Here is a 24,064-nt window from a genome sequence, read left to right as displayed (position 1 = left end):
ACAGCTCCCGAAGGGTTCGAGAATGCCGAACTGGACCTTCGTCTGACCGCCGCGGGCCGAGCGATCCTGTCCACGCACAGCAACACACCCCGCAGGCCTTTCATCACTCCGCCCCGCGGAGATCCACGGCTCCTGCCCTGTCTTGCACGGACAGGCGGCCGGCTCAGCGCAGAATGGTGCCCATGCCCCAGCAGAACCTCCAGATCACCGCGGTCGCACCCGACCCCGCTCTGCTGGATCTCCCGTGGGACGTGCCCCTGGTCGACTGGCCGGAGGATGTCCTCGCCGCACTGCCCCAGGGCATCTCGCGGCACATCGTCCGCTTCGTCAACCACGAGGGCCGGGTGCTCGCGATCAAGGAGATCGGCGAGACCGTCGCCTACCGTGAGTACGAGCTGCTGCGCCAGCTGCACCGCATCGAGGTGCCCTCGGTGGTCCCGGTCGGCGTCATCACCGGCCGCAGGGCGCCCGACGGCGAGCGGCTCGAGGCGGTGCTCGTCACCGAGCACCTGCAGTTCTCCCTGCCGTACCGCGCGCTGTTCAGCCAGGACCTGCGTCCCGACACCGCCACGCGCCTCATCGACGCCCTCGCGGTGCTCCTGGTGCGGCTCCACCTCGTGGGCTTCTACTGGGGCGACGTCTCGCTGTCGAACACCCTGTTCCGGCGCGACGCCGAGACCTTCGCGGCCTACCTCGTCGACGCCGAGACCGGCGACATCCACCGCACGCTGACCAGCGGCCAGCGCAACTACGACGTCGACCTGGCGCGCACCAACATCATCGGCGAGCTCATGGACCTCTCGGCGGGCGAGCTGCTCGACGAGGACGTCGACGAGGTGGCCATCGGCGACGCCCTCGTGGAGCGCTACCAGGAGCTGTGGAACGCCCTGACCGGCTCCGAGGCCTTCGACTCCGGCGACCGCTGGCGCGTCGCCGCGCGCATCGAACGGCTCAACGACCTCGGCTTCGACGTGGGCGAGCTCGAGATCACGACCGACATCGACGGCACCAAGGTCCGCATCCAGCCCAAGGTGGTCGACGCCGGGCACCACTCCCGCCGTCTGCTCCGCCTCACCGGGCTGGACGTGCAGGAGAACCAGGCCCGCCGCATGCTCAACGACCTCGACAGCTACCGCGCGGCGACGGACCGGCAGAACGACCAGGAGCAGATCGTGGCGCACGCCTGGGTCCGCCAGGTGTTCCGCCCCACGATCGACGCCATCCCGCGCGAGCTGCGCCGCAAGCTGGAGCCGGCGCAGCTCTTCCACGAGATCCTCGACCACCGCTGGTTCATCTCGCAGCAGGCGCAGCGGGACATCCCGCTGCCCGAGGCCGCGGAGTCGTACGTCGAGAACGTGCTCCGGCACCGCCCGGACGAGGACGCCCTGCTCGGCCTCCCGCCGGGTGAGGCCGAGCAGGAGTGACCGAGCAGGAGCGACCAGGCCGGAGTGCTAGCCGGCCGGCGTCGAACGCTGCTTCGCGACCTCGTACAGGGTGATCCCCGCCGCGACCGCCGCGTTCAGGGACTCGGTGGTCGTGGCGATCGGGATCGACACGATCGCGTCGCACGCCTCGCGCACCAGGCGGGACAGGCCCTTGCCCTCCGAGCCGATGACCAGCACCAGCGGGTCGGTGGCGAAGGCGAGCTCGCCCACCTGCATGTCGCCCCCGGCGTCGAGCCCGACCACGAAGCAGCCGGACTTCTTCAGCTCGGCGAGCTCGCGGGCCAGGTTCGTCGCACGTGCGACGGGGACCCGGGCCGCGGCGCCCGCCGAGACCTTCCAGGCCGACGCCGTCACGCCAGCGGAGCGCCGCTCCGGCACCAGCACGCCGTGCGCGCCGAACGCGCCGGCGGACCGGAGCACCGCGCCGAGGTTGCGCGGGTCGGTGATGTTGTCCAGCGCGACGATCAGCGGCGGCTCACCGGCCTCCGCCGCGGCGTCGAGCAGGTCCTCGGCGTCCTTGTAGTCGTACGGCGGCACCTTCATGGCCACGCCCTGGTGCACCGTGCCCTCGGTGATCTTGTCGAGGTCGAGCCGCGAGGCCTCGAACATCGGGAGGCTGCGCGCGTGCGCGATCTCCAGGATCTCCTGGGTACGGTCGTCGGCGTCCAGGTGGGTCGCCAGGTAGATGCCCTCGACGGGCATCTCGGCGCGCAGCGCCTCCAGCACCGCGTTGCGGCCGGTGACGACCTCGGTCGCCCCGGCGGCCTTGCGGCCCGTGCTGCGGCCGCCCGGCCGCTGCCCGGCCGCCGCGCGCCGCTCCGCCGCGAGCTTGCGCTCGTGCGCCGGGTGGTAGGTACGGTCCTCCGCCTTGGGCGTCGGCCCCTTGCCCTGCAGCGCCTTGCGGCTGTGTCCGCCGGTGCCTACCTGGGCGCCCTTCTTGGAGCCTGCCTTGCGTACCGCACCGGCGCGCTTCGAGTTTCCTGCCATGGTGTGTCTCGTCTCTCAGCCGGTGGTCGAGCTTGTCGCGACCACCGCGGGTTCGGTCGAGGCGGTCGCGACAAGCTCGACCACCAGGGAAAAGATCAGGACAGCGTCCATCGGGCGCCGTCGGCGGAGTCCTGTACCTCGATGCCGGCGGCCGCGAGGCGGTCCCGGATCGCGTCGGAAGTGGCCCAGTCCTTGGCCGCGCGTGCCTCGGCGCGGGCCTTGAGCTCCGCCGTGACGAGCCCGTCGAGCGCCGTGGCGTACCGGTCGTCGGTGGACGTCGCCGCCCACTGCGGGTCCGCCGGGTCGAGCCCCAGTACATCGAGCATCGCACGCAATGTCACCAGCTCGGTACGCACCGCGGCATCCGCCCCGGACGCGAGAGCCGTGTTACCGGCCCGCAGGTGCTCGTGCACGACGGCGAGCGCCTGCGGCACGTTCAGGTCGTCGTCCATCGCGGTGGCGAACGCCTCGGGGACCTCGGCCTTGGCGACCTCCTCCGCCGGGACGGCGCCCACCCGCTCCGAGGCGCGCGCCACGAAGCCCGACAGGCGGTCCCACGTGGTGCGCGCCTCGTCGAGCGTGTCGGGCGCCCACTCGAGCATGGACCGGTACTGCACGGCGGCCAGCGCGTAGCGCACGACGGGCGCGGGTGCCTCGTTCAGCAGCTCGCTGACGAGGAGGCCGTTGCCCAGGGACTTGGACATCTTCACGCCGGACTGCGTGACCCACGCGACGTGCATCCAGCGGTTCGCGAAGCCGTAGCCGGCCGCCCGGGACTGCGCCTGCTCGTTCTCGTGGTGCGGGAACCGCAGGTCGAGGCCGCCGCCGTGGATGTCGAACGACTCGCCGAGGTAGCGCCGGGCCATCGCGGAGCACTCCAGGTGCCAGCCGGGCCTGCCGCGTCCGTAGGGGGTGTCCCAGGACGCGGACTCGGGCTCGCCCGGCTTGGGTGCCTTCCACAGCGCGAAGTCGTGCGGGTTCTTCTTGGCGTCGCTGGCCGTGCCCGTCGTGGGCTCGCTGCCCTCCTCGGGGCTGAGGTCCTCGACCTTCTGCCGCGTGAGCTCCCCGTAGGCGGGCCAGGAGTGGACGTCGAACCAGACGTTGCCCTCGCCCGTGCCGTAGGCGTGGCCCTTCTCCACCAGGCGTTCCATGAGCGCGACCATCTCGGGCACGCTGCCGGTGGCGCGCGGCTCGTAGGTGGGCGGGAGGACGCCGAGCGCGTCGTACGCCTGCGTGAACACCCGCTCGTACAGAGCGGCGTGCGCCCACCACTCGCGGCCGGCGGCTGCCGACTTGGCCAGCACCTTGTCGTCGATGTCGGTGACGTTCCGGATCAGGGTGACCTTCAGGCCCCGCCGCGTGAGCCAGCGCCGGAGCACGTCGAACGCGACGGCGGGGCGCAGGTGGCCTACGTGCGGGGGTGCCTGGACCGTGGCGCCACACAGGTAGATGCCGACCTCGCCCGGGGTGATGGGGTTGAAGTCGCGCACCTCGCGCGTGGCGGTGTCAAACAGGCGAATGGTCACCTGTCAAGGGTACCGGCGCTTCACGTTCCCGCCTCGACAATTGCCCTGGCCCGTTCCAGGGTCTGGCGCATCCCGCTCACGTTGACCCGACGGCGGTGCCAGCCGGCCAGCGCCCAGTACACGCGGGCCACGCCGCGCTGCTCCAGCGCGAACGACTCGGTGACGTCGGTGCCGCCGTCCGAGGGCACGAGCTGGTAGCGCCAGTTGTTCAGGCGCTTGCCGCCCATGTACACGGTGAAGCCGAAGTCGCGGCCGGGAACGCAGTGGGTCACCTTGCACTGCGACCAGTACACCGGCCCTACCCCGTTGCGCCGTACGTGGCCGCGGAAGAACGCGCCGACGGCGGGGCCGGTCGCGCCGTCGGTCCACTCTGCCTCGAACGTCTCGGGGCTCAGCTCGCCCACCCGGGTGACATCGCTGAGCAGGTTCCAGACCACGGCGGGGTCCGCCTTCATGTGCACCGTCACTGCCGCTCGCATACCAGCAGGCTACTGCTTCGGAGTCAGTAGCTCGTCCCCCGCCCCGGGTTCGTCCTCGAGCAGGCGGGCGACGTGCCGGTGCCCGCCCACCTCGTAGCCGACGACGGTGACGACCGGCGCGAGCATGACGAGGAGCAGCGACCACGACATGTGGAAGCCGGCCGCCGCGGTCGCAACGGCCCCGGCGAGGACGACGACGGTGCCGCAGACGAGAAACAGGTGCAGCCTGTCGACCGACCGGGTCAGCAACCAGAACTGGAGGTAGTCGGCCAGCACGAACACGAGTACCGGCACGGCGACGGCGAGCACGGTCCCCACCGCGCCGAGGTGGGACTTCCCGTCCAGGTAGTACGCGGCCACGTGCAGCCCGGCACCCACGCCGGCGAGCCCCGCGAAGACCAGGATGTTCCCGTAGCCCCAGACCCACGACCGCTCCCTGTGCCGGTGCAGCATCTCGGCGTCGGGCGTGAGGTAGTACGTCCACCAGAGCCCGAACGTGAGGCCGGTGCCGGCGAGCGCCACGAGGGCGGCGTCGAGAGTCCAGCCCGACTCCTGGGTGACGGCCGACAGCGACGCGACAGTGCCGATCACACCCTCGCCGAGGGTGATGATGGCCAGCAGCCCGTACCGCTCGGCCATGTGGTGGGCGTGCCACGGCGTGCTCCGCCAGCCGGACTCCTGGGTGCGGATCCGCTCGGCGATGTATGGCCCGGTCATCTCCGCAGCCGCGAGCACCACGAAGCCCACCAGGAAGACCAGCACGCTCACTGGTGCGATCGCGAGGATCACCCACCCGACCTGGGTGATCACGAGCGTCCAGACGTATCCCATGGCTGTCGCCCGGTACTCGGGCGCCTGCCGGGCCACGCGCAGCCACTGCACGAGCATGGCCAGGCGCATCACGACGTACCCGGCGACCACCACCTCGTTGTGCACGCGGTCGCCGTGCACCAGCGACGTGAACAGGTTCGGCAGACCGAGCGCGAGCACCACCACGCCGATCATCTGGACCATCGTGGTGACGCGGTAGAACCAGTCGTCGGTGTCGAACGCGGACGCGAACCACGTGAAGTTGACCCACGCCCAGCAGATGGCGAACATCGAGAGCGCGAACCCGATCACGCCGGCGGCGACGTGCCCGTCGGCGACCAGATGGGCGCCCTCCTCCCCCGCCACGCCGAACCCGACGACGAACGCCAGGTCGAACAGCAGCTCCAGCGGGGTCGCGGTGCGCGCAGGCTCGTGCGGGTCCCGGCCCGTCATGAGGCGCCGGTGGTGGTGTGTCACGGACATGGCCCTGTTCTACCCGATTTCTCCCGGGCGGGCCGCCGCACGCCTACCCGAAGTTCTTGTGCTCGCCCCGGTACGTCGGCGCCGTCTCCACGATCTTGTCGCCCCGGACGAGGTGCACCTGGTCGAACCGCTCCATCATCTCGCCCGCCTTCGCGTGCCGGAGCCAGACCCTGTCCCCGATGTGCAGCGCGCCGTCCGGCGTGAGCCCACGGGTCGCCCGCAGCGGCGTCTGCACCTCGCCGACGCCCTCCGGACCGTTCAGGGCGTAGCCGGGCGTGAACAGGCGGGGCACCCGCGCCGCTCCCGCCTTGCCGGACGCCACGTACCCGCCAGCGAACGCGGTCACCCAGCCGGGCGCGGGTTCGCGGACGACGTCGAGCCCGAAGAACGACGCCGGACGGGGCCGGAACGAGCGGTAACCGTCGAACAGACCGGGCGTGTACAGGCCGGAGCCCGCGGTGACCTCGGTGACGCCGGGTGCGCCGCCGCTCACCTCGATCGACCCGGTGCCGCCCGCGTTGACCAGCTCGACCTCCTGGCCGACGGCGTCACGCACCGCCGCGAGGATCCGCACCCGGCGGTCGTTCACCTCGCGCATCGACAGCCGCTTGACCAGTCGGACGGCGGGGCTCGTATCGGGCAGCCCGGCCACCTGGGCCTCGTAGAACATGAGGCCGCGCACGGCCAGCCCTCTCGCCTGGGCCACGGTCGCGAGGGCGGCGACGTCACCGGGCTCGCGCAGCGGCGACCGCCGCACGCCGAGGTGGGCGGTCAGCGCACCGACGCCGACACGCAGCGAGCAGTCGACGTCCAGGCACACCTGGATGGGGCGGCCGCCCGCCGACCCGCTCACGCCGGCGGCCTGGTCGGCGTCCGCGATCAGGCCGAGGTGGACGACGTCGTCGACCATCAGGGTGATCTCCGCGCGGGCCGTGGCGTCTGCCGCGAGGGCGGCCAGAGACTCCTTGTCCACCGTCGGATAGCCGACCAGCACGTCGCGCACGCCCTCACTGACCAGCCACAACGCCTCGCGCACCGAGTACGCCATGACGCCGGCGAACCCGTGCGCGGCGGCGCGCGCGACCAGCGAGCGCACGCGCACGGACTTCGACGCGACGCGGACCGGCACGCCGTCGGCACGCTTGAGGAGGTCGAGCGCGTTGGCGTCGAACGTGTCCAGGTCGACGACGGCGAGGGGGGCGGGCAGTCCGGACGTGGCGGCGGTCAGCCGCGCGACGGTGTCTGCTGCGGAGCTCATGTCCGAACGCTACTCCCCGGCGCCGGCGCGGAACAGAGGTCTAGTTAACGACACGGGGCCGTGGGATAGTGCATCCGTGATCTGGACTAACTGGGCACGCAACGTCAGCGTGACGCCCGTGCGGCAGGAGCAGCCCGCCTCGGAGGACGAGCTGTCGGACGCCGTACGCCGCGCGGTCAAGGACGGCCACACCGTCCGTGTGGTCGGCGGCGGGCACTCCTTCACCCCCGCCGCGGCCACCGAGGGCGTACAGCTCAGCCTGGATCGCCTGAACGCCCTGCACCGTGTGGAGCGCGACCCGGACACCGGCCACGCCCTCGTGACGGTGGGCGCGGGCATGCGCCTGCACCAGCTCAACCAGATCCTCGCCGAGCGCGGCCTCGCGATGCAGAACCTCGGCGACATCGACAGGCAGTCGATAGCCGGCGCGATCTCCACGGGTACGCACGGCACCGGCGCCAAGTTCGGCGGCCTCGCGACGCGCGTCCGCGCCCTGACGGTGGTCGGGCCCGACGGCGAGGTCACGCACGCCTCGCCCACCGAGCAGCACGACCTGTTCGAGGCCTCGCGGCTCGGCCTCGGCGCCACCGGCGTGCTGAGCACCGTGACGATCGAGGCGGTCCCCGCCTTCGACCTGCACGCCGTCGAGGAGCCCTGGCCGCTGGACCGCGTCCTGGAGGGCGTGCACGACCTGGTCGCCGAGCACGACCACTTCGAGTTCTACTGGTTCCCCACCACGCGCCGGGCGCTCACCCTGCGCAACACGCGCGTCGACGCCGGGACGAGCGCCGGCTCGGGCCTCGCCCACCGCGCACGCAAGGCCGCGGGGGCGGCCCGCTCCTTCCTCGACGAGGAGGTGCTGTCCAACGGGCTCTTCGAGGCGGTGAACCGGGTGGCGACGGCGGTGCCATCGGCGACGCCCACCCTCAATGCCGTCGCGGCCCGCGCCCTGAGCGCACGGCGGTACACGGCGCCGTCGCACGAGGTGTTCTGCACCAACCGCCGGGTGCGGTTCCGCGAGATGGAGTACGCGGTGCCGCGCGACGCCGTCGTCGGGGTGCTGGGCGAGATCGACGCCTGGCAGCGGTCCACCGGCGAGAACGTCCCGTTCCCGATCGAGGTGCGCTTCGCACCCGCGGACGACGTGTGGCTCTCCACCGCGTACGGCCGCGAGACCGCGTACGTGGCAGTCCACCAGTACTGGCGCCTGCCGTACGCGCGCTACTTCGACGCCGCCGAGCAGATCCTCACCGCGGCGGGCGGGCGCCCCCACTGGGGCAAGCTGCACACCCGCGACGCCGAGTACCTCGAGGGCCAGTACCGGCGGCTCCCGGACTTCCGCCGGGTGCGCGACGCCGCCGACCCCGAGGGCGTGTTCGCGAACCCGTACACCCAGCGGGTCTTCGGGTTCGCCTGAGCCTGAGCGTCACAGCTCCTGTGCGAGCTCCAGCTCGTCCACGGGCTCCATGTCACCCCAGACGGCGGTCGCGAGGTCCGCGAACCCCGCACGCGCTGCCTCGTCGTCCTGGTCCACCATCCACGCGAGCTCGATGCCGTCGATGCGGAGCGCCGTCATCCGCGCCAGCGCACCCATATCGGTGCGGAACCTGACGTGCGCGACGTCTGCGAGCCGCTGCAGGTACTCGCGCGTCATCGCGATGCTCTGCTTGAGGTGGGCCTGCGCCACCTCGCGCAGCACCGGGGTACGCGCGCCCGAGACCGCGAACTCGAAGGTCAGCAGCCGCATCTCCTGGTGCTGCTTGAGGCCGCCCAGCATCGCGTCGACGGTGGCCTCGAGCAGGGCCGTCCGGTCCGGCCCTGCGCCGAGCGCCGCCAGCACCTGCTCCGACGCACGCATCGCGATGGCGCGGCCCATGGCGCGCAGCATCGCGTCCTTGTCGTCGAAGCAGTAGTGCACGGTGCCCAGCGAGATCCCGGCCTCCTGCGCCACGCGGCGCACGGTCACCGACTCGACGCCCTCGCGCATCGCCACGCTCAGGCCCGCCTCGACGATCTCGGCGCGCCGCTCGTCGAGCGGCTTCCGCTTGTTCATGCTGCGCCCCCGGCCTCGGGCACGACGAGCGCCGTCGCGATCGCCGCGACACCCTCACCACGACCGGTCAGGCCGAGCGCATCGGTGGTGGTCGCGGTGAGGGACACGGGCGCGCCGGCGGCGGCGGACAGAGCCGCCTGTGCCTCGTCGCGCCGGGTGCCGACCCGCGGATGGTTTCCGATCACCTGAACTGCCACGTTACCGATCATGTACCCCGCAGCCCGAACGCGCCTCGCGGCTTCGGCGAGCAGGGTGGTTCCCGACGCGCCGGCCCACTCGGGACGTCCCGTCCCGAAGTGCGACCCGAGGTCTCCGAGGGCCGCCGCGGAGAACAGTGCGTCCGCTGCCGCGTGCGCTGCGACGTCGGCGTCAGAATGGCCCGCCAGTCCGCGCTCACCCGGCCAGTGCAGGCCTCCGAGCCACATCTCGCGGTCCGAGCCGTCCGGCGCGAACGCGTGGACGTCGACCCCGATGCCCGTGCGCGGCAGGGGGTACGTCGCCGGAGCCGGCCGTGCGGGCTCCGGTGTGCTGGACGGGTCGGTCATGCGGTGGTCTCCTGCAGCACGAGGGACGCGAGCCACAAGTCGCGTTCGGTGGTGATCTTGAACGCTGCCGCGTCACCGGGGACGATGTGGACCGGTTCCCCGAGAGCCTCGACGAGGCCCGCGTCATCAGTGGCAGCCAGGTGCTCCGCTGCGGCACGCTCGGCGCCCGTGTCGTGCGCGCGCACGAGCAGGTCGCGGGCGAACCCCTGGGGTGTCTGCACTGCCCGCAGCATCGAGCGGTCGGGCGTACCGGTGACCAGTTCAGCGGAGCCGTCCGGACGCACCTGCTTGACCGTGTCGGTGACCGGCAGGCCAGGGACGACGGCGCCGTGACCGCTGCGTACGGCCCGCACGACCCGCTGGACGAGCTCAGGCGGGACCAGCGGCCGCGCGGCGTCGTGCACCAGCACTACGTCGTCCTCAGGACGCGCGAGAGCCAGGCCCGCGGCGACGGACGCCTGTCGGGTCGGCCCGCCGTCGGTCACCCGGACGGGGATCCCCACGTGCGGGTCGCCTGCCAGGAGATCGGCCATGACGCCGACCAGGCCGTCAGGCGCAGTCACCACTATCGAGTCCACGACGCCCGACGCCGCGAGGCGTCGCGCGGCGTGCAGCACGAGTGGAAAGCCGTCCAGCTCCACCAGAGCCTTCGGCAGGTCGCGCCCTAGACGGGATCCCGAACCAGCGGCCGTCAGGATTGCAAGGGTCGTCATCTGGTCGGGGTCCCCACAGGATCATGATTGAAGCGAAGGATCCCGTGGGGCGCGAGCACCGGGTCCTGACAGTGACGTCAGAAGGATCCTGTGGGTAAGTCAGGAAGCGAGAACCTCGTCGAGGATCGCTTCCGCCTTCTCCTCTTCGGTGTGCTCGGCCAGTGCCAGCTCGGACACGAGGATCTGGCGAGCCTTGGCGAGCATTCGCTTCTCGCCTGCGGAAAGACCGCGGTCGGCGTCTCGGCGGGACAGGTCACGAACGACCTCGGCCACCTTGATGACATCGCCGGACGCAAGCTTCTCGAGGTTCGCCTTGTACCGGCGCGACCAGTTGGTGGGCTCTTCGGTGTACGGCGCACGCAGCACCTCGAACACGCGGTCGAGGCCCTCCTGGCCGACGACGTCGCGCACGCCAACAAGGTCGACGTTTTCCGCCGGGACCTCGATGGTGAGGTCGCCCTGGGCGACCTTGAGCTTGAGGTACATCTTCTCTTCGCCGCGAATCTTGCGGACCTTGATCTCTTCGATCAGCGCCGCGCCATGGTGCGGGTAGACAACCGTCTCGCCTACTGTGAACGTCATCTGCAGATGTCCCCTTTCCCTGAAACCAGGTTACCACGGCGTAATCAGGAGAACGTGCGCCCTTTGGGTTGTTCAGAGGCCGTTCGGACAGGTGTTTCCGCAGGTCAGAGCGCTGCGCCGGGTGAAAGTTAGGACGGTCTCCACCCGGTCCCGCACTATCGGATCGTTCCGGGGCCGTGACCATCGCCACGCCCTGACCGGGCATTTCGCCTCTGGTCGCGATGCGCGGGCATACCCCGGGGACCACTAGGATCGGGCGGGGATCCGCCCCGCCCGAACCAGACGAACATCAGGGAGTTCACCGTGTCCCGTCGCGCCACCGCCGCTCGAGGCGCCCGCACCATCGCCCTCGCCGCGGTCTCCGCAACGGGAGCCTTGCTCCTCGCGGCCTGCGCCCCGACCACCACGGACCTGAACTACGACCCGTCCGACGGCGTCGGCGTCTCCGTGCTGGGCGAGGAGAACAGGGACCTGCGCGGCATCAACCTCATGGTCGTGTCGGCCGCTGAGGGCGAAGCAGGGAACGTCCTCGGCGCGCTCGCCAACGAGTCGGCGGACGACGCGTCGTTCACGCTCGAGGCTCCTGGCGCCGCTCCCGTCACCGTGGACGTCCCGGCCGGAGGCACCGTCTACCTGGGCACGGAGACCGGCGAGGCGGTCCAGCTCGACACCGTGGGCGCGTCGCCCGGCGAGTACGTCGACGCGACGCTCACCGTCGGCGGTGACTCCAAGGAGTTCCAGCTCCCGGTGTTCGACGGCACGCTGCCGGAGTACGCCGACTACGTGCCGGCCGGCGCGACCTCGCCGTCGCCCTCGGTCTCGCCGTCGGCCTCCCCGTCGCCGTCCGCCTCCCCCACGGAGTGACGAACCAGCCGAGGTAGTCGTCTGGCGAAGTAGACATGCAGCGAGGTAGTCACCCGGTTCCCATTGGGTGACTACCTCGCTGCATGTCTACTTCCGCGAAGAGGCGTCCGTCACCCGAAGCGGCCCGAGACGTAGTCCTCGGTGGACTTCTCGGCGGGCGACGAGAAGATCGTCGCGGTCTCGTTCATCTCGATGAGGCGGCCCGGCTTGCCGGTGCCCGCGATGTTGAAGAACGCCGTCCGGTCGCTCACGCGCGCGGCCTGCTGCATGTTGTGCGTGACGATGACGATCGTGTAGTCCTTCTTGAGCTCCTGGATGAGGTCCTCGATCGCCAGGGTGGAGATCGGGTCCAGGGCCGAGCACGGCTCGTCCATCAGGATCACCTGCGGCCGCACCGCGATGGCGCGCGCGATGCAGAGGCGCTGCTGCTGGCCGCCCGACAGGCCCGAGCCCGGCCGCTCCAAGCGGTCCTTGACCTCGTTCCAGAGGTTGGCGCCCCGCAGCGACTTCTCGACCAGGTCGTCCGCGTCGGACTTCGCCATCTTGCGGTTGTTCAGCTTCACGCCCGCCAGCACGTTGTCGCGGATGGACATCGTGGGGAACGGGTTGGGGCGCTGGAACACCATGCCCACGGTGCGGCGCACGGCCACCGGGTCGACGTCAGCGCCGTACAGGTCGACGCCCTCGAGCTCGACGGAGCCCTCGACGCGCCCGCCCGGGGTCACCTCGTGCATCCGGTTCAGGGTGCGGAGGAACGTCGTCTTACCGCAGCCGGACGGGCCGATGAAGGCCGTGACGGACTTCGGGTCGATCGTCATGGAGACGTCCTGCACGGCGAGGAAGTCGCCGTAGTAGATGTTCAGGTCCTTCACGTCGATGCGCTGTGCCATCGGATCATTCCTTCGTGTGAGCTGCGGCTGAGCCGGACTGCAGGTGGCGGTCTGCGCGTCAGCGCAGCTTCGGGGAGAACCATCGGGTCACGAGGCGCCCGATCAGGTTGAGGATCATGACGATCAGGATGAGCAGCAGTGCCGCGGCCCAGGCCCGGTCGAAGTTGATGTCGATCAAGCAGTCGAGCGCATCCTCGCGGCACGGCACGGGGCCCTGCCGGTACTGGCTGAAGATGTACACCGGCAGCGTCATCATGCGTCCGTCGAACGGGTTGAAGTTGATCGAGTCGGAGACACCGGCCGTGATGAGGATCGGGGCGGTCTCGCCGATCACTCGGGCGATGGCGAGCAGCACACCCGTCGTCAGGCCTGCGACGGAGGTGCGGAGCACCACCCTGATGATCGTGAGCCACTTCGGCACACCCAAAGCGTATGACGCCTCGCGCAGCTCGTTCGGGACGAGCTTGAGCATCTCCTCGCACGAGCGCACCACCACCGGGATCATCAGCACGCTCAGCGCTACCGACGCGATGATGCCGAGCTTCGCGCCCGGCCCCAGGAAGATGCTGAACAGCGCGAAGGCGAAGAGTCCGGCCACGATCGACGGGATTCCCGTCATGACGTCCACGAAGAACGTCGTGGCCCGGGCCAGCGCACCGCGTCCGTACTCGACGAGGTAGATGGCCACGAGCAGGCCGAGCGGCACCGAGATGACCGTGGCGCCCAGCGTGATCATCAGCGTGCCGACGGCGGCGTGGTAGGCGCCGCCCATGTCCATGCCGCCGAAGACGCCGCGCATGGAGGTGGACAGGAAGTCGCCGTTGAACCGCTCGGCGCCGCGGAGCGCAACGGTCCACAGCAGCGACACGAGCGGGATGACGGCGAGCGCGAACGCGCCGTAGATCAGCACGGTCATTACCGAGTCGGTGCGCCTGCGACCGGCGTCCGCTGTGGTCAGGAGGGCACGCGTGCGCGCGACGGCGTCGGCGGAGGCCGCGGTCGGAGTCGTGGCGCTCATCAGTTGGCTCCCGAGAATTCCTTGCGGCGCGCGACGATCGCGCGGGCGGCCATGTTGACGATCATGGTGATGACGAACAGCGACAGGCCGGTCGCGATCAGCGTGTTCACCGCGAGGCCGCTGGCCTCGGCGAACCGTGACGCGATGTACGCGGCGATGGTCTGCTGCTGGCCGGAGTCGAAGATCTGGAACGAGTAGAGCAGGCCCGGCGACAGGATCATGAGCACCGCCATGGTTTCGCCGAGGGCCCTGCCGAGGCCGAGCATCGCGGCGGAGATGACACCAGAGCGCCCGAACGGAAGCACCGCGGTGCGGACCATCTCCCAGCGGGTGGCGCCCAGAGCGAGCGCCGCCTCCTCGTGCAGCTTGGGGGTCTGCAGGAAGACCTCGCGGGAGACCGCGGTGATGATCGGCAGGATCATCACGGCGAGCACCACTGACGCCGTGGCCAGCGAGCGGCCCGTATTGGTCACGTTCACGGTCCAGAACGGCAGGAAGTCGAGCACGCCGCCGAGCCAGACCCAGAAGACGCTGATGACCGGGGCCAGCGTGCTGCCGCCCCACAGGCCGAACACCACGGACGGGATCGCCGCGAGCAGGTCGATCACGTAACCGATCACCGACGCCGCTCGCCGGGGCGCGTAGTGCGAGATGAAGAGCGCGATCCCGATCGCCACCGGCGTAGCGAGGAGCAGTGCCATGGCTGCGGCGAGCAGCGTGCCGAAGACGAGCGGGCCGACGAGGTCCCACAGCGAGTCCATGCCCGCCGGCAGGCCGCCGTTCTTCGTGAGCTCCTCGGGTGATGCCGTGAGCGCCGGCAGGCCGCGCACGATCAGGAACACTGCGACGGCCGCCAGGACCACCAGCAGGAAAGCGCCCGCCCCGGTGGAGATCCAGCGGAACACCCGGCTGAATCCCCGCTCGGTGTCGGTACGGCGCCGCCTGGCGATCGGCTTCGCCCGGCCGGGTGAAGTCTCAGGCGGGCTGTCGGTCGTGGTCACAAGAGCTCCTCGATGCTCATCGCTCGGTGTGGGGGGTTGTGGCTGACACGGCTGTGCCGGTGGCCGGACCTAGCGGCGCTCGTTGCGCCGTCGGCCCGGCCACCGGCCGGAGTCGAGAGTTCGGTCAGCCGACCGTGATCGAGTCGATCGCGGCAGCGACCTGCTCGGCCGTGTTGGCGGAGATCGGCGAGCTGCCCGCTGCGCCGGCCGCGGCCTGCTGGCCCTCGTCCGACGCCTGGTAGGCGAGGAACGCCTTGACGAAGTTACCGGTGGCCTCGTCCGAGTAGTTGGTGCAGGCGATGGCGTACGACACCAGCACGAGCGGGTAGGTGGCCGGGTCGGTCAGCGTGCGGTCGACCTCGATCGCGAAGTCGTGCTCGGAACGGCCCTCGACGCGGTCGGAGTTGTCGACGACGGCGGCTGCGCCCTCGGGCGAGTGCGTCACCCACTCCTCGCCGACCTTGATGGCGGCGGTGCCCAGCGTGCCGACCTTTGAGGCGTCCGCGTAGGTGACGGCGCCCTCGGTCTCGGTCACGACGCCGACGACGCCGGACGTGCCCTCGGCGGAGTCGCCGCCCTCGAGCGGCCAGACACCGTCGGGCTCGTCCGTCCAGGCCTCAGCGGCCGTCGCGGAGAGGTACTCGGTGAAGTTCTCCGTGGTGCCCGAGTCGTCGAGGCGGTGCACCGGCGTGACGGCCAGGTCAGGGAGCTCGACGTCGGGGTTGTCGGCGGCGATCGCGGCGTCGTTCCACTTCTTGATCTCGCCCTTGAAGATGTTGGCGATGACCTCGGAGGAGAGGTTCAGCGAGTCGATCTCCGGGAGGTTGAAGGTCACGGCGATCGGGCTCACGTAGATCGGCAGGTCGATGGCGCCGTCGGGGCCGCAGATCTCCGTGGACTTCTCGAGCTCCTCGTCGTCCATCGCCGAGTCGGAACCGGCCCAGGCAACGCCACCGGCGAGGAACTGGTCACGGCCCGCACCCGAACCGGCGGGGTCGTAGTCGATCGTCACGTCCGGGTTCGCGCCCTGGAAGCCGGCGACCCAGGCCTCCATCGCGGACTCCTGGGAGGACGCACCAGCACCGGCGAAGTCGCCGGAGATGGCCTCGCCGCCGCCCTCGGTCTCGGTGGTCGTGCCACCGGTCGTCGGGTCGGATCCGCAAGCTGCGAGGCTCAGCGCGAGCGCGCCCACCATGACAGCGGAGCCAACGCGGGGGAATCGGCTGATCTTCACGTGTCGTTCCATCCTGTTCAAGTCGTACGCGCGGCGATCGCCGGCGCGTCAGTTGGGACGCTAGGCAGGTGGAGTGACCTGCTCACCAGATATAGGTAAACGGAGGGTGAACAAGGTCGCGTGGAGCGGGTGATCCGCAACACGCCCACCATGGCACGGCCTGGCATTCTTCACCCGTCGGTCCGCTGCTGGGTCAGGTAGATGGCGTCCGCCGCCTCGGCGATCCACACCTGGAGGTCGCTCGAGATGACCGCGCTGCCCGCCGCCGCGGCGGCCAGCTCCTGCCCCTCGGAGGACGCCACGTACCCGACGAACTCCTTGACGAAGGTCCCCTCGGCCCGGTCCTCGTACCGCGAGCAGACGACGAGGTACGAGACCAGCACCATCGGGTAGGCGAAGGGCTTGTCGATCTTCCGGTCGAGCACGAAGGCGAGGTCGTGCTCGTAGCGGTTCTCGATCCGCGGCGAGACGTCGACGACGGCCGCCGCGGCGTCCGCGCTGTAGGGCACGTACTCCTCGCCCACCTTGATGGCGACGCGCCCGAGGTCGGTGGTCGCCGAGGCGTCCGCGTAGGTGACGCTGCCCGGCGTTGACCGGACGGTCTCGGTGACGCCGCTCGTCCCCTCCGCCGCGAATCCCCCGGCCAGCGGCCACAGACCGTCCGGCTCGTGGGGCCACGCCTGCGGCGCGGTCTCGTGGAGGTAGTCGGCGAAGTTCTCGGTGGTGCCCGAGTCGTCGGACCGGTGCACGGGCGTGATCCCCAGCGCGGGCAGCTTCGCCTCGGGGTTGGCCTCGGCGATCGCCGGATCGTCCCAGCGCGTGACCTGGCCCGTGAAGATCCGTGCGATCACGTCGGACGACAGGTTCAGCCGGTCGATGCCCTCGAGGTTGAAGGCCACGGCGATGGGGCTGATGTAGACCGGCAGGTCGATGGCGTTCCCGCCGTCGCAGGCAGGGCCGGAAGCCGCCATCTCCTCGTCGCTGAGTGCGACGTCGGAGGCACCGAACGACGTGTCACCCGTGAGGAAGGCCTCCCGGCCGTCACCGGAGCCGGCCGGGTCGTAGCTGATCGCCGCGCCGGGGTGCTGCTCCTGGAAACCGGCGATCCACGCCTTCATCGCCGACTCCTGGGACGAGGCACCCACCCCGTGGAACTCCCCGACGACCACTGGCCCGGGCTCGGCGCTCGGCTCGCCCTCCGCCCCGAGACCCGGCAGCCCGACCGCCGCGCAGCCCGCCAGCGGCACAAGAAGTACGCCTGCGGTGGCAGCAGAGACGAGGCGGGTGTAAGGCGAGATGGTCACGGACCGCGAAACTACTCACGGACGCGGTCTCGCGAGCAAACGTCAGGTGAACGGAAGGTGACCAGACTCGCGGTCACCCGGTGACGTGCTGCACCGACGGTCGCACGTCCGTGCGGCTCACGCCTCGTCGTCGGCCAGCTTGTAGCCCAGGCCGCGCACCGTGAGGAGGTGCTTGGGCGTACCCGGGTCGGGCTCGATCTTCGAACGGATGCGCTTCACGTGGACGTCGAGGGTCTTGGTGTCGCCCACGTAGTCGGCGCCCCAGACCCGGTCGATGAGCTGGCCACGGGTCAGCACCCGGCCCGCGTTCCGCATCAGGAGCTCCAGCAGGTCGAACTCCTTGAGCGGCAGGGCCACCAGCTCCCCGGACACGGTGACGGTGTGCCGCTCCACGTCCATCCGGACCGGCCCGACCTCGAGCACGCCGTCCTCGTCGTGGTCCCCCGAGTCGTTGGGCTGCCGGCGGCGGAGCACGGCCCGCACGCGGGCCAGGAGCTCGCGGTAGGAGTACGGCTTGGTCACGTAGTCGTCGGCGCCGAGCTCCAGGCCGACCACCTTGTCGATCTCCGAGTCCTTGGCCGTCAGCATGATCACCGGCACGTCACCGCGCGCCCGCAGCTCCCGGCACACCTCGGTGCCGGACAGCCCGGGCAGCATCAGGTCGAGCAGGACCAGGTCCGCCCCCTCCGCGTCGTACGCGGCGAGCGCCGAGTGTCCGTCGGCGGCTTCGATCACCTCGAAACCTTCGCGGGTCAGCTGGTACGTCAGCGGATCCCGGTACGACTCCTCGTCCTCGACCACCAGGATGCGCGTCACGCGCCTACCTCCTCGTTCTTGGCGGCCACGTCGTCCGTGGCCTTGTGCTGACCCTGCCGGCTGTGCTGGTCCTGCTGGTCCTGCTGGTCCTGCTGTTCCGCATCGTTGCGCGATGCGCCACGGTTCCCGGCGTCGGGCCGGTCCGCGGACGGGATGCGCAGGGTGAAGGTGGAGCCCCGGCCGGGCTCCGACCACATCGTGACGTCGCCCCCGTGGTCGGCGGCGACGTGCTTGACGATACTCAGTCCGAGCCCGGTGCCACCGGTGTCGCGCGAGCGCGCTGGATCCACGCGGTAGAAGCGCTCGAAGACCCGGTCCTGCGCGTCCTCGGCGATGCCGACGCCCTGGTCCACCACGGCGATCTCGACCAGGCCGGCCCGCTCGTTGACCCCCACGCCGACGCGGCTGGCGGGCCCGGAGTAGGCGACGGCGTTGTCCACCAGGTTGCGGACCGCGGTGACCAGGAGGTTGTGGTCGCCGTAGACCTCGGTGTCCAGGTCGCCGCCCATGGTGATGGCGATGTTCTTGGAGTGCGCGGTGGTGCGGGCGCGGTCGACCGCCTCCTCCACCACCTCACGGATCGGGACGGGGGTCAGCTTCGGCATCGCACCGGCGCCCTGCAGGCGCGACAGCTCGATGATCTCCTGCACCAGGGCGGACAGCCGGACCGCCTCGCGCTGCATCCGTTCGGTGAACCGGCGGACGGCGACCGGGTCGTCCGCGGCGTCCGCCACGGTCTCGGCCAGCAGCGCCAGCGCGCCCACCGGCGTCTTGAGCTCGTGGGACACGTTGACGACGAAGTCGCGGCGGATCGCCTCCACGCGGCGCGCCTCCGTGCGGTCCTCGGCGAGCACCAGCACCCGTTCGAGGCCCAGCGGGGCCACGCGCACCTGCAGGAGCACCGTGCCCTGGCCCACCGGGCCGCGGGGCAGCTCCAGCTCCTGCTCCCGGATCACGCCGTCGCGCCGCACCAGGGCCACGAGGTCGGTGATCGCCGGGTGCACGAGGGCGTCGTTGCGCACCACGCCCAGCGCGTAGGCGGGCGGCGACGCCCGGATGACCTCGTCCTCGCCGTCGAGCACGACTGCGGCGGAGCGCAGCACGGAGAGCACACGGACGAGGCCCGCGTCGAGCTCGTCGGGTTCGGCCTGAGCAAGGGCATGCTGCTGCCGCTCGGAGACGCGGAATGCCACTGTGGCAATCACGCCGACGATCACGCCGAAGATTCCGGCGGCCAGCACCGGTACCCCGGAGATGATTCCGTCCACGCCTCCAGGGTAGGTCGACGTTTCAACCGCAGGACGACGTCGGTGGGCGCTCGGACGATCGTGTCGCCTACTGTTCATGTCAGGGAGGAAGAGCGTTAACCTCCCGGTACATCGCGGCGCCGAACCTTGGCGGGTGCGGGCGGTAGCTGTGCCGTGCGCCGTTCGGGACTTGTCCGGACGGGCGGCCCGGCCGCGCGTCAGCCCTGCCCGCCCTCCTCGGCGGCGCGACAGCGGACGCGTAACCGCCCGTGCGCCCCGAGTGCGAGAGGAAACCGATGCGACAGATCTTCGAAGCTGAGCTCCAGCAGGTCGGAGACGACCTGACCGAGATGAGCAGGCTCGTGGAGTCCGCCATCACCCGTGCCGGCACGGCGCTGCTGGAGGCCGACCTTCAGCTGGCACAGGAGGTGATCGCCTCCGACAAGACCATCGACGCCATCGAGGACTCCCTCGACGAGCGGTGCATCCACCTGCTCGCGCAGCAGGCGCCGGTGGCCACCGACCTGCGGGTGGTCGTGAGCGCCCTGCGGATGAGCGCCTCCCTGGAGCGGATGGGCGACCTCGCCCGGCACGTGGCCCAGGTGGCGCGCGGACGCTACCCGGCGCAGGCGATCGTGCCGGAGGCGCGGGACACCTTCGTGAAGATGCACGAAGCCGCCGTCCGCGTGGCCCAGCGCACCACCAAGCTGCTCGCGTCCCGCGACCTCACGGTGGCCGAGGCGCTCGAGCGCGACGACGACATCATCGACGCGCTGCACCAGGAGACGTTCAACCTGCTGCTGGCGCCCGAGTGGCCTGGCACCGTCCAGGAGTCCGTCGACGTGACCCTGGTCGGCCGCTACTACGAGCGGTTCGGCGACCACGGTGTGTCGGTCGCCCGCCGCGTGACGTTCCTCGTCACCGGCGACTTCCCGGAGGCGTAGGGCTCGAGCCCGCTCCGCCGTCGGCTCTGCTGTCGGACAGGTCGTTGCCGCTTCCACGGTGTGGAGGCGGCAACAACTGTCTGCGCGCCGATGGCAGGATGGGAGCCATGACCTACACCCTCGTGCTGCTCCGCCACGGCGAGAGCGAGTGGAACGCCAAGAACCTGTTCACCGGCTGGGTGGACGTCGCCCTCTCCGAGAAGGGCGTGGAGGAGGCCAAGCGCGGTGGCGCGCTCCTCAAGGAGGCCGGCGTGAACCCGGACATCCTGCACACCTCCCTGCTGCGCCGCGCGATCATGACGGCGAACCTGGCGCTCGACGCCGCCGACCGCCACTGGATCCCGGTCAAGCGGAGCTGGCGCCTCAACGAGCGCCACTACGGCGCGCTGCAGGGCAAGGACAAGAAGCAGACGCTCGCCGAGTTCGGCGAGGAGCAGTTCATGCTGTGGCGCCGCTCCTACGACGTGCCGCCGCCGGAGATCGAGCTGGGCTCCGAGTTCAGCCAGGACGCGGACCCGCGCTACGCCGACGCCCCCGTCATCCGCACGGAGGCCCTCAACCTCGTGCTCGAGCGCGCCCTGCCGTACTGGGAGAGCGAGATCGTGCCCGACCTGAAGGCCGGCAAGACGGTGCTCGTCGCCGCGCACGGCAACTCGCTGCGGGCGCTGGTGAAGCACCTCGACGGCGTCTCGGACGACGCGATCGCCGGGCTGAACATCCCGACGGGTATCCCGCTGGTGTACGAGCTGGACGAGGAGACCCTCGCCCCGGTGAAGCCGGGTGGCACCTACCTGGACCCGGAGGCCGCGAAGGACGCGATCGCCGCGGTGGCCAACCAGGGCCGCTGACCTGCCAACCCTGCTGAGGTAGTCATCCGGCGAGGCCAGGTGGCTACCTCGGCGGGGTTTGTTGTCTGGTGGCGTGGTGCTTGCGCGCCTGCTCGTAGACGTCAAGGATCTCGTCGGCGGCGCGGTCCCAGCCGAACCTGGTCGAGGAGGCGCGAGCGCCCACGGCCAGGCGGGCACGGAGCGCGTCGTCGTCCAGGAGGCTCTTGAGGACCAGCGCCCAGCTCTCGGGCTCGTGGTCGGGTACGAGGACCCCTGAGACGCCGTCCTCGACCACTGTGCGCAGGCCGCCCACCGCGGCCGCGACGACCGGGGTGCCCGTCGCCTGCGCCTCCGCCGCGACGAGACCGAACGACTCGCTGTGCGACGGCACGGCCACCAGGTCGGCGGCCCGGAAGTAGTCGGCGAGCACCTGCTGCGGCACCGGGGGCCGCACGAGCACGTGGGCGGCCACCCCTTCCTGGTAGGCGAGCGCCTCGAGCTCGCGGACGGCAGTGGGCCTGCCCGACGCCCCGCCCAGCACCACGAGCAGGGCCGGCTGACCGTCCCCCTCCTCCCATACCGGCTCCCCCAGTGCCCGGACCAGCACGTCGGGGCCCTTGAGCAGCTGCACCCGCCCCGCGAACAGCACGATCTTCCGGTCCACCGGCAGCGCGAGGCGCTCCCGCAGCCCGGCCAGCTGTGCGGCCCGACGGCGGTCCCGCTCCGCCGGGTCTCCCGCGGCGACGTCGGGCGGCGGGGAGAACACGTCGAGGTCCACACCGGGCTGCACCACGCGCACCCGCTCGGGGTCGGCGCGGTAGTCCCGCACGAGGTCGGCCGCCTCCTGCTCGGTGTTCGCGACGAGGACGTCGGACTCGGCGACCACCTGCTCCTCGCCGATGATCCGGCCGTGCGGTTCGGGGGCGTCCCCCGGTGCGAGGGAGGCGTTCTTCACGCGCGCCATGGTGTGCATGGTGTGCACCAGCGGAACGTCCCAGCGCTCCGCCGCGAGCCAGCCGACCTGCCCCGAGAGCCAGTAGTGCGTGTGCAGCACGTCGTACCAGCCCTCCGGCCGGTGCGCCTCGGCCCGCAGCACGCCCGCAGCGAACGCGCACAGCTGGCCCGGCAGGTCGTTCTTGTCCAGCCCCTCGTACGGCCCTGCCGAGACGTGGATGACGCGGATCCCCGGCTCGGCGTCGGTCACCTTGGGCTGGGCGGACGTCGTCGCGCGCGTGTAGATCTCCACCTGCGCCCCGCGCCGGGCGAGCGCCCGGGACAGCTCCAGCACGTACACGTTCATGCCGCCCGCGTCGCCCGTCCCGGGCTGCTCCAGCGGCGACGTGTGCACGGAGACCATCGCGACCCGCAGCGGGCGGTTCGCGCCGGGCTCGCCGGGTCCGGGAGGCAGGCTGTCCCGCATCATGCTTCCAGGACGCACGCGGGCACGGGCAGCTCCAGTCGGTCCGTGATCTCGCCCTTGCCCGACGCGCGGTCGAGCCGGACGGCGATCAGCTCGTCGGTGAGCTGCGCGGCCACCACCACGACGCCGCCGTCGGCCAGGACCGCGTGGTGGCGCGGCCAGGCGCCCGCACCGAGGTCGACGTCGGCGACGTTCTCGACGACCAGGTGCCCGACGGCGCCCGGCACGGTGTCGTCGAAGCCCTGCGGCGTCGCGGCCGCGTCGTGGATCCGGAGCACCGACAGGACGTCCGGGCCGCGCACGCCCACGTGCACCAGGTCGCCGGCGACGGTGATGTGCGAGGGATAGCCCGCGGCGCCGTCGGGCGTGGTGCGGGCGGTGATGGCTACCGAGCCGACGTGCTCGAGGCGACCGGGGCCGGCGGGCACCAGGACGTGCAGCCGGCAGTCCAGCTCGCCCGCGACGAGGATCGTGCCGTCGGTGAGCTCCACCAGGTGGCGCGGGCCCGTACCCGGCGGCAGGACGGCGGCGACCGTGCCGCTCGACGGCTCGCCGTCCGCTCCCGAACCGTCGAGCGGGTAGGTGCGCAGCTCGTCGGTGCCGAGGTCGGCCACGAGGACGCGGTCCCCCCACACGTGCACGAAGTGGGCGTGCGGGCCCTCCTGCCGGTCCGCGACCGGGCCGGTTCCCTCGTGCGGGAACGTGCGCGGCTCGCCGAGCGTCCCGTCGTCGGCGAGCGGTACGACGGCGGCGACGCCGTCACCGTAGTTGGCCACCCAGGCCGCGGTGTCGGTGGTCACCACGTGGCACGGGCCCGCACCGCCCGAGGTGGCGGTTCCTGCGGGGGTGAGCGTGCCGGCGTCGGACACGTGGAACGAGGTGACCCTGCCGGGCCCAGCCTCGCCCACCGCCACGAGCGTGCGCCCCGACGGGTGGAGCGCGAGGAACGACGGCGAGGGGACCTGCGCGACGAGCTCGCCACCGGCGAACTTTCCGCCCGGGCCGATGCCGACGCGCCAGATGCCCTCGCCCGTCCCCGGCTCGGTGTCAGCCTTCGGGTAGGTACCGATCCACAGGGCAGCGGTAGGGGTGCTCATGCAGCCAGCCTATGACGTTTCGCCCGTGCTCCCGCCGGAGATGCACGACGCCCCGGCCGCCCCGCTAAGGGGCGCCGGGGCGCAATATGCCGTCGTGCAGGCGACGCGTCAGCCGTTGGCCTTCGCGTATGCCTCCTGGACCTCAGCCGCGATACGGCCACGGTCGCTCACGGTGTAGCCGTTGACCTTGGCCCATTCGCGGACCGCCGCCGTGTCGCTGCCCGAACGCGACCGACGCGTGGTGCCGGCAGCGCGTGCGACCGGCGACTTCACCTTGCGTGCGTGGCCGACCCACGAAGCGAGTGCGTCACGCAGCTGGGCCGCGTGCTCGGCATTGAGGTCGATCTCGTAGGAGACGCCGTCGAGGCCGAAGTTCACGGTCTCGTCGGCGGCACCGCCATCGATGTCATCTTCGAGAACAAGCTGAACCTTCTGAACCATGCGGGTACTTCCCTTCCGAGCCACAATTTCCGGGGTTAGTTCGTGAGCATGCCGCACTCAATATTGACATGTCAATAATG

24 protein-coding genes are annotated in these 24,064 nt (G+C 71.0%); 5 read left to right on the top strand and 19 right to left on the bottom strand.

Features of this window, described 5'->3' with window-relative positions:
• The first annotated feature begins 173 nt into the window (after positions 1–173).
• Positions 174–1,424, top strand: a complete 1,251-nt coding sequence (locus AB0F70_RS17720) for a DUF4032 domain-containing protein (RefSeq protein WP_357450804.1) — start codon at positions 174–176, stop codon at positions 1,422–1,424.
• A gap of 27 nt (positions 1,425–1,451) precedes the next feature.
• On the opposite strand, the gene rlmB is transcribed toward AB0F70_RS17720, so the two are convergent.
• The 5 genes from rlmB to AB0F70_RS17695 form a co-directional block, all read right to left on the bottom strand.
• Positions 1,452–2,432 (bottom strand): 23S rRNA (guanosine(2251)-2'-O)-methyltransferase RlmB, encoded by a 981-nt coding sequence (gene rlmB / locus AB0F70_RS17715; RefSeq protein ID WP_357450801.1) that lies wholly within the window; start codon positions 2,430–2,432, stop codon positions 1,452–1,454.
• Positions 2,433–2,527: 95 nt separating this feature from the next.
• The gene (gene cysS / locus AB0F70_RS17710) at positions 2,528–3,958 is read right to left on the bottom strand and encodes a cysteine--tRNA ligase (protein WP_357450798.1); all 1,431 of its coding nucleotides are present in this window, start codon (positions 3,956–3,958) and stop codon (positions 2,528–2,530) included.
• A 20-nt stretch (positions 3,959–3,978) separates the two neighbouring features.
• Positions 3,979–4,437 (bottom strand): SRPBCC family protein, encoded by a 459-nt coding sequence (locus AB0F70_RS17705; protein ID WP_357450795.1) that lies wholly within the window; start codon positions 4,435–4,437, stop codon positions 3,979–3,981.
• Positions 4,438–4,446: 9 nt separating this feature from the next.
• Positions 4,447–5,730 (bottom strand): low temperature requirement protein A, encoded by a 1,284-nt coding sequence (locus AB0F70_RS17700; protein WP_357450792.1) that lies wholly within the window; start codon positions 5,728–5,730, stop codon positions 4,447–4,449.
• A gap of 43 nt (positions 5,731–5,773) precedes the next feature.
• Entirely contained in the window at positions 5,774–6,988 is a 1,215-nt protein-coding gene (locus AB0F70_RS17695) for an amino acid deaminase/aldolase (RefSeq protein ID WP_357450789.1), read from the bottom strand.
• A gap of 76 nt (positions 6,989–7,064) precedes the next feature.
• Between AB0F70_RS17695 and AB0F70_RS17690 the strand changes: the two genes are divergently transcribed.
• Positions 7,065–8,405, top strand: coding sequence for a D-arabinono-1,4-lactone oxidase (locus tag AB0F70_RS17690; RefSeq protein WP_357450786.1), 1,341 nt, complete (start codon positions 7,065–7,067; stop codon positions 8,403–8,405).
• A 9-nt stretch (positions 8,406–8,414) separates the two neighbouring features.
• Here the strand turns inward: AB0F70_RS17690 and AB0F70_RS17685 are convergent, their stop codons facing one another.
• From AB0F70_RS17685 to AB0F70_RS17670, 4 genes are all read right to left on the bottom strand, one after another.
• The gene (locus AB0F70_RS17685; RefSeq protein ID WP_357450783.1) at positions 8,415–9,041 is read right to left on the bottom strand and encodes a TetR family transcriptional regulator; all 627 of its coding nucleotides are present in this window, start codon (positions 9,039–9,041) and stop codon (positions 8,415–8,417) included.
• The gene (gene ispF, locus AB0F70_RS17680; RefSeq protein ID WP_357450780.1) at positions 9,038–9,586 is read right to left on the bottom strand and encodes a 2-C-methyl-D-erythritol 2,4-cyclodiphosphate synthase; all 549 of its coding nucleotides are present in this window, start codon (positions 9,584–9,586) and stop codon (positions 9,038–9,040) included. The genes AB0F70_RS17685 and ispF overlap by 4 nt, the downstream gene beginning before the upstream one ends.
• Positions 9,583–10,299, bottom strand: coding sequence for a 2-C-methyl-D-erythritol 4-phosphate cytidylyltransferase (gene ispD, locus AB0F70_RS17675; protein WP_357450777.1), 717 nt, complete (start codon positions 10,297–10,299; stop codon positions 9,583–9,585). Before ispD ends, ispF begins: the two co-directional genes overlap by 4 nt.
• Before the next feature lie 99 nt (positions 10,300–10,398).
• The gene (locus AB0F70_RS17670; RefSeq protein WP_116677014.1) at positions 10,399–10,881 is read right to left on the bottom strand and encodes a CarD family transcriptional regulator; all 483 of its coding nucleotides are present in this window, start codon (positions 10,879–10,881) and stop codon (positions 10,399–10,401) included.
• Between the two features lie 303 nt (positions 10,882–11,184).
• Between AB0F70_RS17670 and AB0F70_RS17665 the strand changes: the two genes are divergently transcribed.
• Positions 11,185–11,745: a hypothetical protein gene (locus AB0F70_RS17665; RefSeq protein ID WP_357450774.1), complete on the top strand. Its 561-nt coding sequence runs from the start codon at positions 11,185–11,187 to the stop codon at positions 11,743–11,745.
• A 110-nt stretch (positions 11,746–11,855) separates the two neighbouring features.
• Here the strand turns inward: AB0F70_RS17665 and pstB are convergent, their stop codons facing one another.
• From pstB to AB0F70_RS17630, 7 genes are all read right to left on the bottom strand, one after another.
• Positions 11,856–12,635 (bottom strand): phosphate ABC transporter ATP-binding protein PstB, encoded by a 780-nt coding sequence (gene pstB / locus AB0F70_RS17660; protein ID WP_357450771.1) that lies wholly within the window; start codon positions 12,633–12,635, stop codon positions 11,856–11,858.
• 58 nt (positions 12,636–12,693) lie between these two features.
• Entirely contained in the window at positions 12,694–13,653 is a 960-nt protein-coding gene (gene pstA / locus AB0F70_RS17655; protein ID WP_357450768.1) for a phosphate ABC transporter permease PstA, read from the bottom strand.
• On the bottom strand, positions 13,653–14,654 hold the full coding sequence (pstC, locus tag AB0F70_RS17650; RefSeq protein ID WP_357450765.1) for a phosphate ABC transporter permease subunit PstC: 1,002 nt from the start codon (positions 14,652–14,654) through the stop codon (positions 13,653–13,655). The genes pstA and pstC overlap by 1 nt, the downstream gene beginning before the upstream one ends.
• 124 nt (positions 14,655–14,778) lie before the next feature.
• On the bottom strand, positions 14,779–15,900 hold the full coding sequence (gene pstS / locus AB0F70_RS17645) for a phosphate ABC transporter substrate-binding protein PstS (protein WP_357450762.1): 1,122 nt from the start codon (positions 15,898–15,900) through the stop codon (positions 14,779–14,781).
• A gap of 158 nt (positions 15,901–16,058) precedes the next feature.
• Positions 16,059–17,192, bottom strand: a complete 1,134-nt coding sequence (locus AB0F70_RS17640; RefSeq protein WP_357450758.1) for a phosphate ABC transporter substrate-binding protein PstS — start codon at positions 17,190–17,192, stop codon at positions 16,059–16,061.
• Between the two features lie 117 nt (positions 17,193–17,309).
• Positions 17,310–18,008, bottom strand: a complete 699-nt coding sequence (locus AB0F70_RS17635) for a response regulator transcription factor (protein WP_357450755.1) — start codon at positions 18,006–18,008, stop codon at positions 17,310–17,312.
• Entirely contained in the window at positions 18,005–19,276 is a 1,272-nt protein-coding gene (locus AB0F70_RS17630; protein ID WP_357450751.1) for an ATP-binding protein, read from the bottom strand. Before AB0F70_RS17630 ends, AB0F70_RS17635 begins: the two co-directional genes overlap by 4 nt.
• 275 nt (positions 19,277–19,551) lie before the next feature.
• Between AB0F70_RS17630 and phoU the strand changes: the two genes are divergently transcribed.
• Both phoU and AB0F70_RS17620 read left to right on the top strand, forming a co-directional pair.
• Positions 19,552–20,199 (top strand): phosphate signaling complex protein PhoU, encoded by a 648-nt coding sequence (gene phoU / locus AB0F70_RS17625; RefSeq protein WP_357450748.1) that lies wholly within the window; start codon positions 19,552–19,554, stop codon positions 20,197–20,199.
• A 107-nt stretch (positions 20,200–20,306) separates the two neighbouring features.
• A complete protein-coding gene (locus AB0F70_RS17620) occupies positions 20,307–21,047 on the top strand; it encodes a phosphoglyceromutase (RefSeq protein WP_357450745.1) in 741 nt (246 codons plus the stop codon).
• Between the two features lie 43 nt (positions 21,048–21,090).
• On the opposite strand, the gene mshA is transcribed toward AB0F70_RS17620, so the two are convergent.
• The 3 genes from mshA to AB0F70_RS17605 all read right to left on the bottom strand — a co-directional run bounded on the left by mshA (position 21,091) and on the right by AB0F70_RS17605 (position 23,984).
• Positions 21,091–22,446: a D-inositol-3-phosphate glycosyltransferase gene (gene mshA, locus AB0F70_RS17615; protein ID WP_357450828.1), complete on the bottom strand. Its 1,356-nt coding sequence runs from the start codon at positions 22,444–22,446 to the stop codon at positions 21,091–21,093.
• Positions 22,446–23,543, bottom strand: a complete 1,098-nt coding sequence (locus AB0F70_RS17610) for a beta-propeller fold lactonase family protein (RefSeq protein ID WP_357450742.1) — start codon at positions 23,541–23,543, stop codon at positions 22,446–22,448. Before AB0F70_RS17610 ends, mshA begins: the two co-directional genes overlap by 1 nt.
• 108 nt (positions 23,544–23,651) lie before the next feature.
• Complete coding sequence (locus AB0F70_RS17605; protein WP_357450739.1) at positions 23,652–23,984, bottom strand: Lsr2 family protein; 333 nt, start codon at positions 23,982–23,984, stop codon at positions 23,652–23,654.
• Positions 23,985–24,064 lie beyond the last annotated feature (80 nt).

The sequence above is a fragment of the Promicromonospora sp. NPDC023805 genome (assembly GCF_040639635.1).
In the GTDB taxonomy this organism is placed as follows: domain Bacteria; phylum Actinomycetota; class Actinomycetes; order Actinomycetales; family Cellulomonadaceae; genus Promicromonospora.
The sequence above is the reverse complement of the archived record's forward strand: the minus strand, read 5'-3'. Positions and strand labels throughout refer to the sequence as shown.

Coding starts and splice junctions, on each gene's coding strand:
- mshA (WP_357450828.1), bottom strand. CDS start 22,446: ATGCGGGACAGCCTGCCTCCCGGACCCGGCGAGCCCGGCGCGAACCGC.
- AB0F70_RS17685 (WP_357450783.1), bottom strand. CDS start 9,041: ATGAACAAGCGGAAGCCGCTCGACGAGCGGCGCGCCGAGATCGTCGAG.
- AB0F70_RS17695 (WP_357450789.1), bottom strand. CDS start 6,988: ATGAGCTCCGCAGCAGACACCGTCGCGCGGCTGACCGCCGCCACGTCC.
- AB0F70_RS17605 (WP_357450739.1), bottom strand. CDS start 23,984: ATGGTTCAGAAGGTTCAGCTTGTTCTCGAAGATGACATCGATGGCGGT.
- AB0F70_RS17620 (WP_357450745.1), top strand. CDS start 20,307: ATGACCTACACCCTCGTGCTGCTCCGCCACGGCGAGAGCGAGTGGAAC.
- pstA (WP_357450768.1), bottom strand. CDS start 13,653: ATGAGCGCCACGACTCCGACCGCGGCCTCCGCCGACGCCGTCGCGCGC.
- AB0F70_RS17700 (WP_357450792.1), bottom strand. CDS start 5,730: ATGTCCGTGACACACCACCACCGGCGCCTCATGACGGGCCGGGACCCG.
- ispF (WP_357450780.1), bottom strand. CDS start 9,586: ATGACCGACCCGTCCAGCACACCGGAGCCCGCACGGCCGGCTCCGGCG.
- AB0F70_RS17720 (WP_357450804.1), top strand. CDS start 174: ATGGTGCCCATGCCCCAGCAGAACCTCCAGATCACCGCGGTCGCACCC.
- pstS (WP_357450762.1), bottom strand. CDS start 15,900: ATGGAACGACACGTGAAGATCAGCCGATTCCCCCGCGTTGGCTCCGCT.
- ispD (WP_357450777.1), bottom strand. CDS start 10,299: ATGACGACCCTTGCAATCCTGACGGCCGCTGGTTCGGGATCCCGTCTA.
- AB0F70_RS17610 (WP_357450742.1), bottom strand. CDS start 23,543: ATGAGCACCCCTACCGCTGCCCTGTGGATCGGTACCTACCCGAAGGCT.
- rlmB (WP_357450801.1), bottom strand. CDS start 2,432: ATGGCAGGAAACTCGAAGCGCGCCGGTGCGGTACGCAAGGCAGGCTCC.
- pstB (WP_357450771.1), bottom strand. CDS start 12,635: ATGGCACAGCGCATCGACGTGAAGGACCTGAACATCTACTACGGCGAC.
- AB0F70_RS17670 (WP_116677014.1), bottom strand. CDS start 10,881: ATGACGTTCACAGTAGGCGAGACGGTTGTCTACCCGCACCATGGCGCG.
- phoU (WP_357450748.1), top strand. CDS start 19,552: ATGCGACAGATCTTCGAAGCTGAGCTCCAGCAGGTCGGAGACGACCTG.
- AB0F70_RS17705 (WP_357450795.1), bottom strand. CDS start 4,437: ATGCGAGCGGCAGTGACGGTGCACATGAAGGCGGACCCCGCCGTGGTC.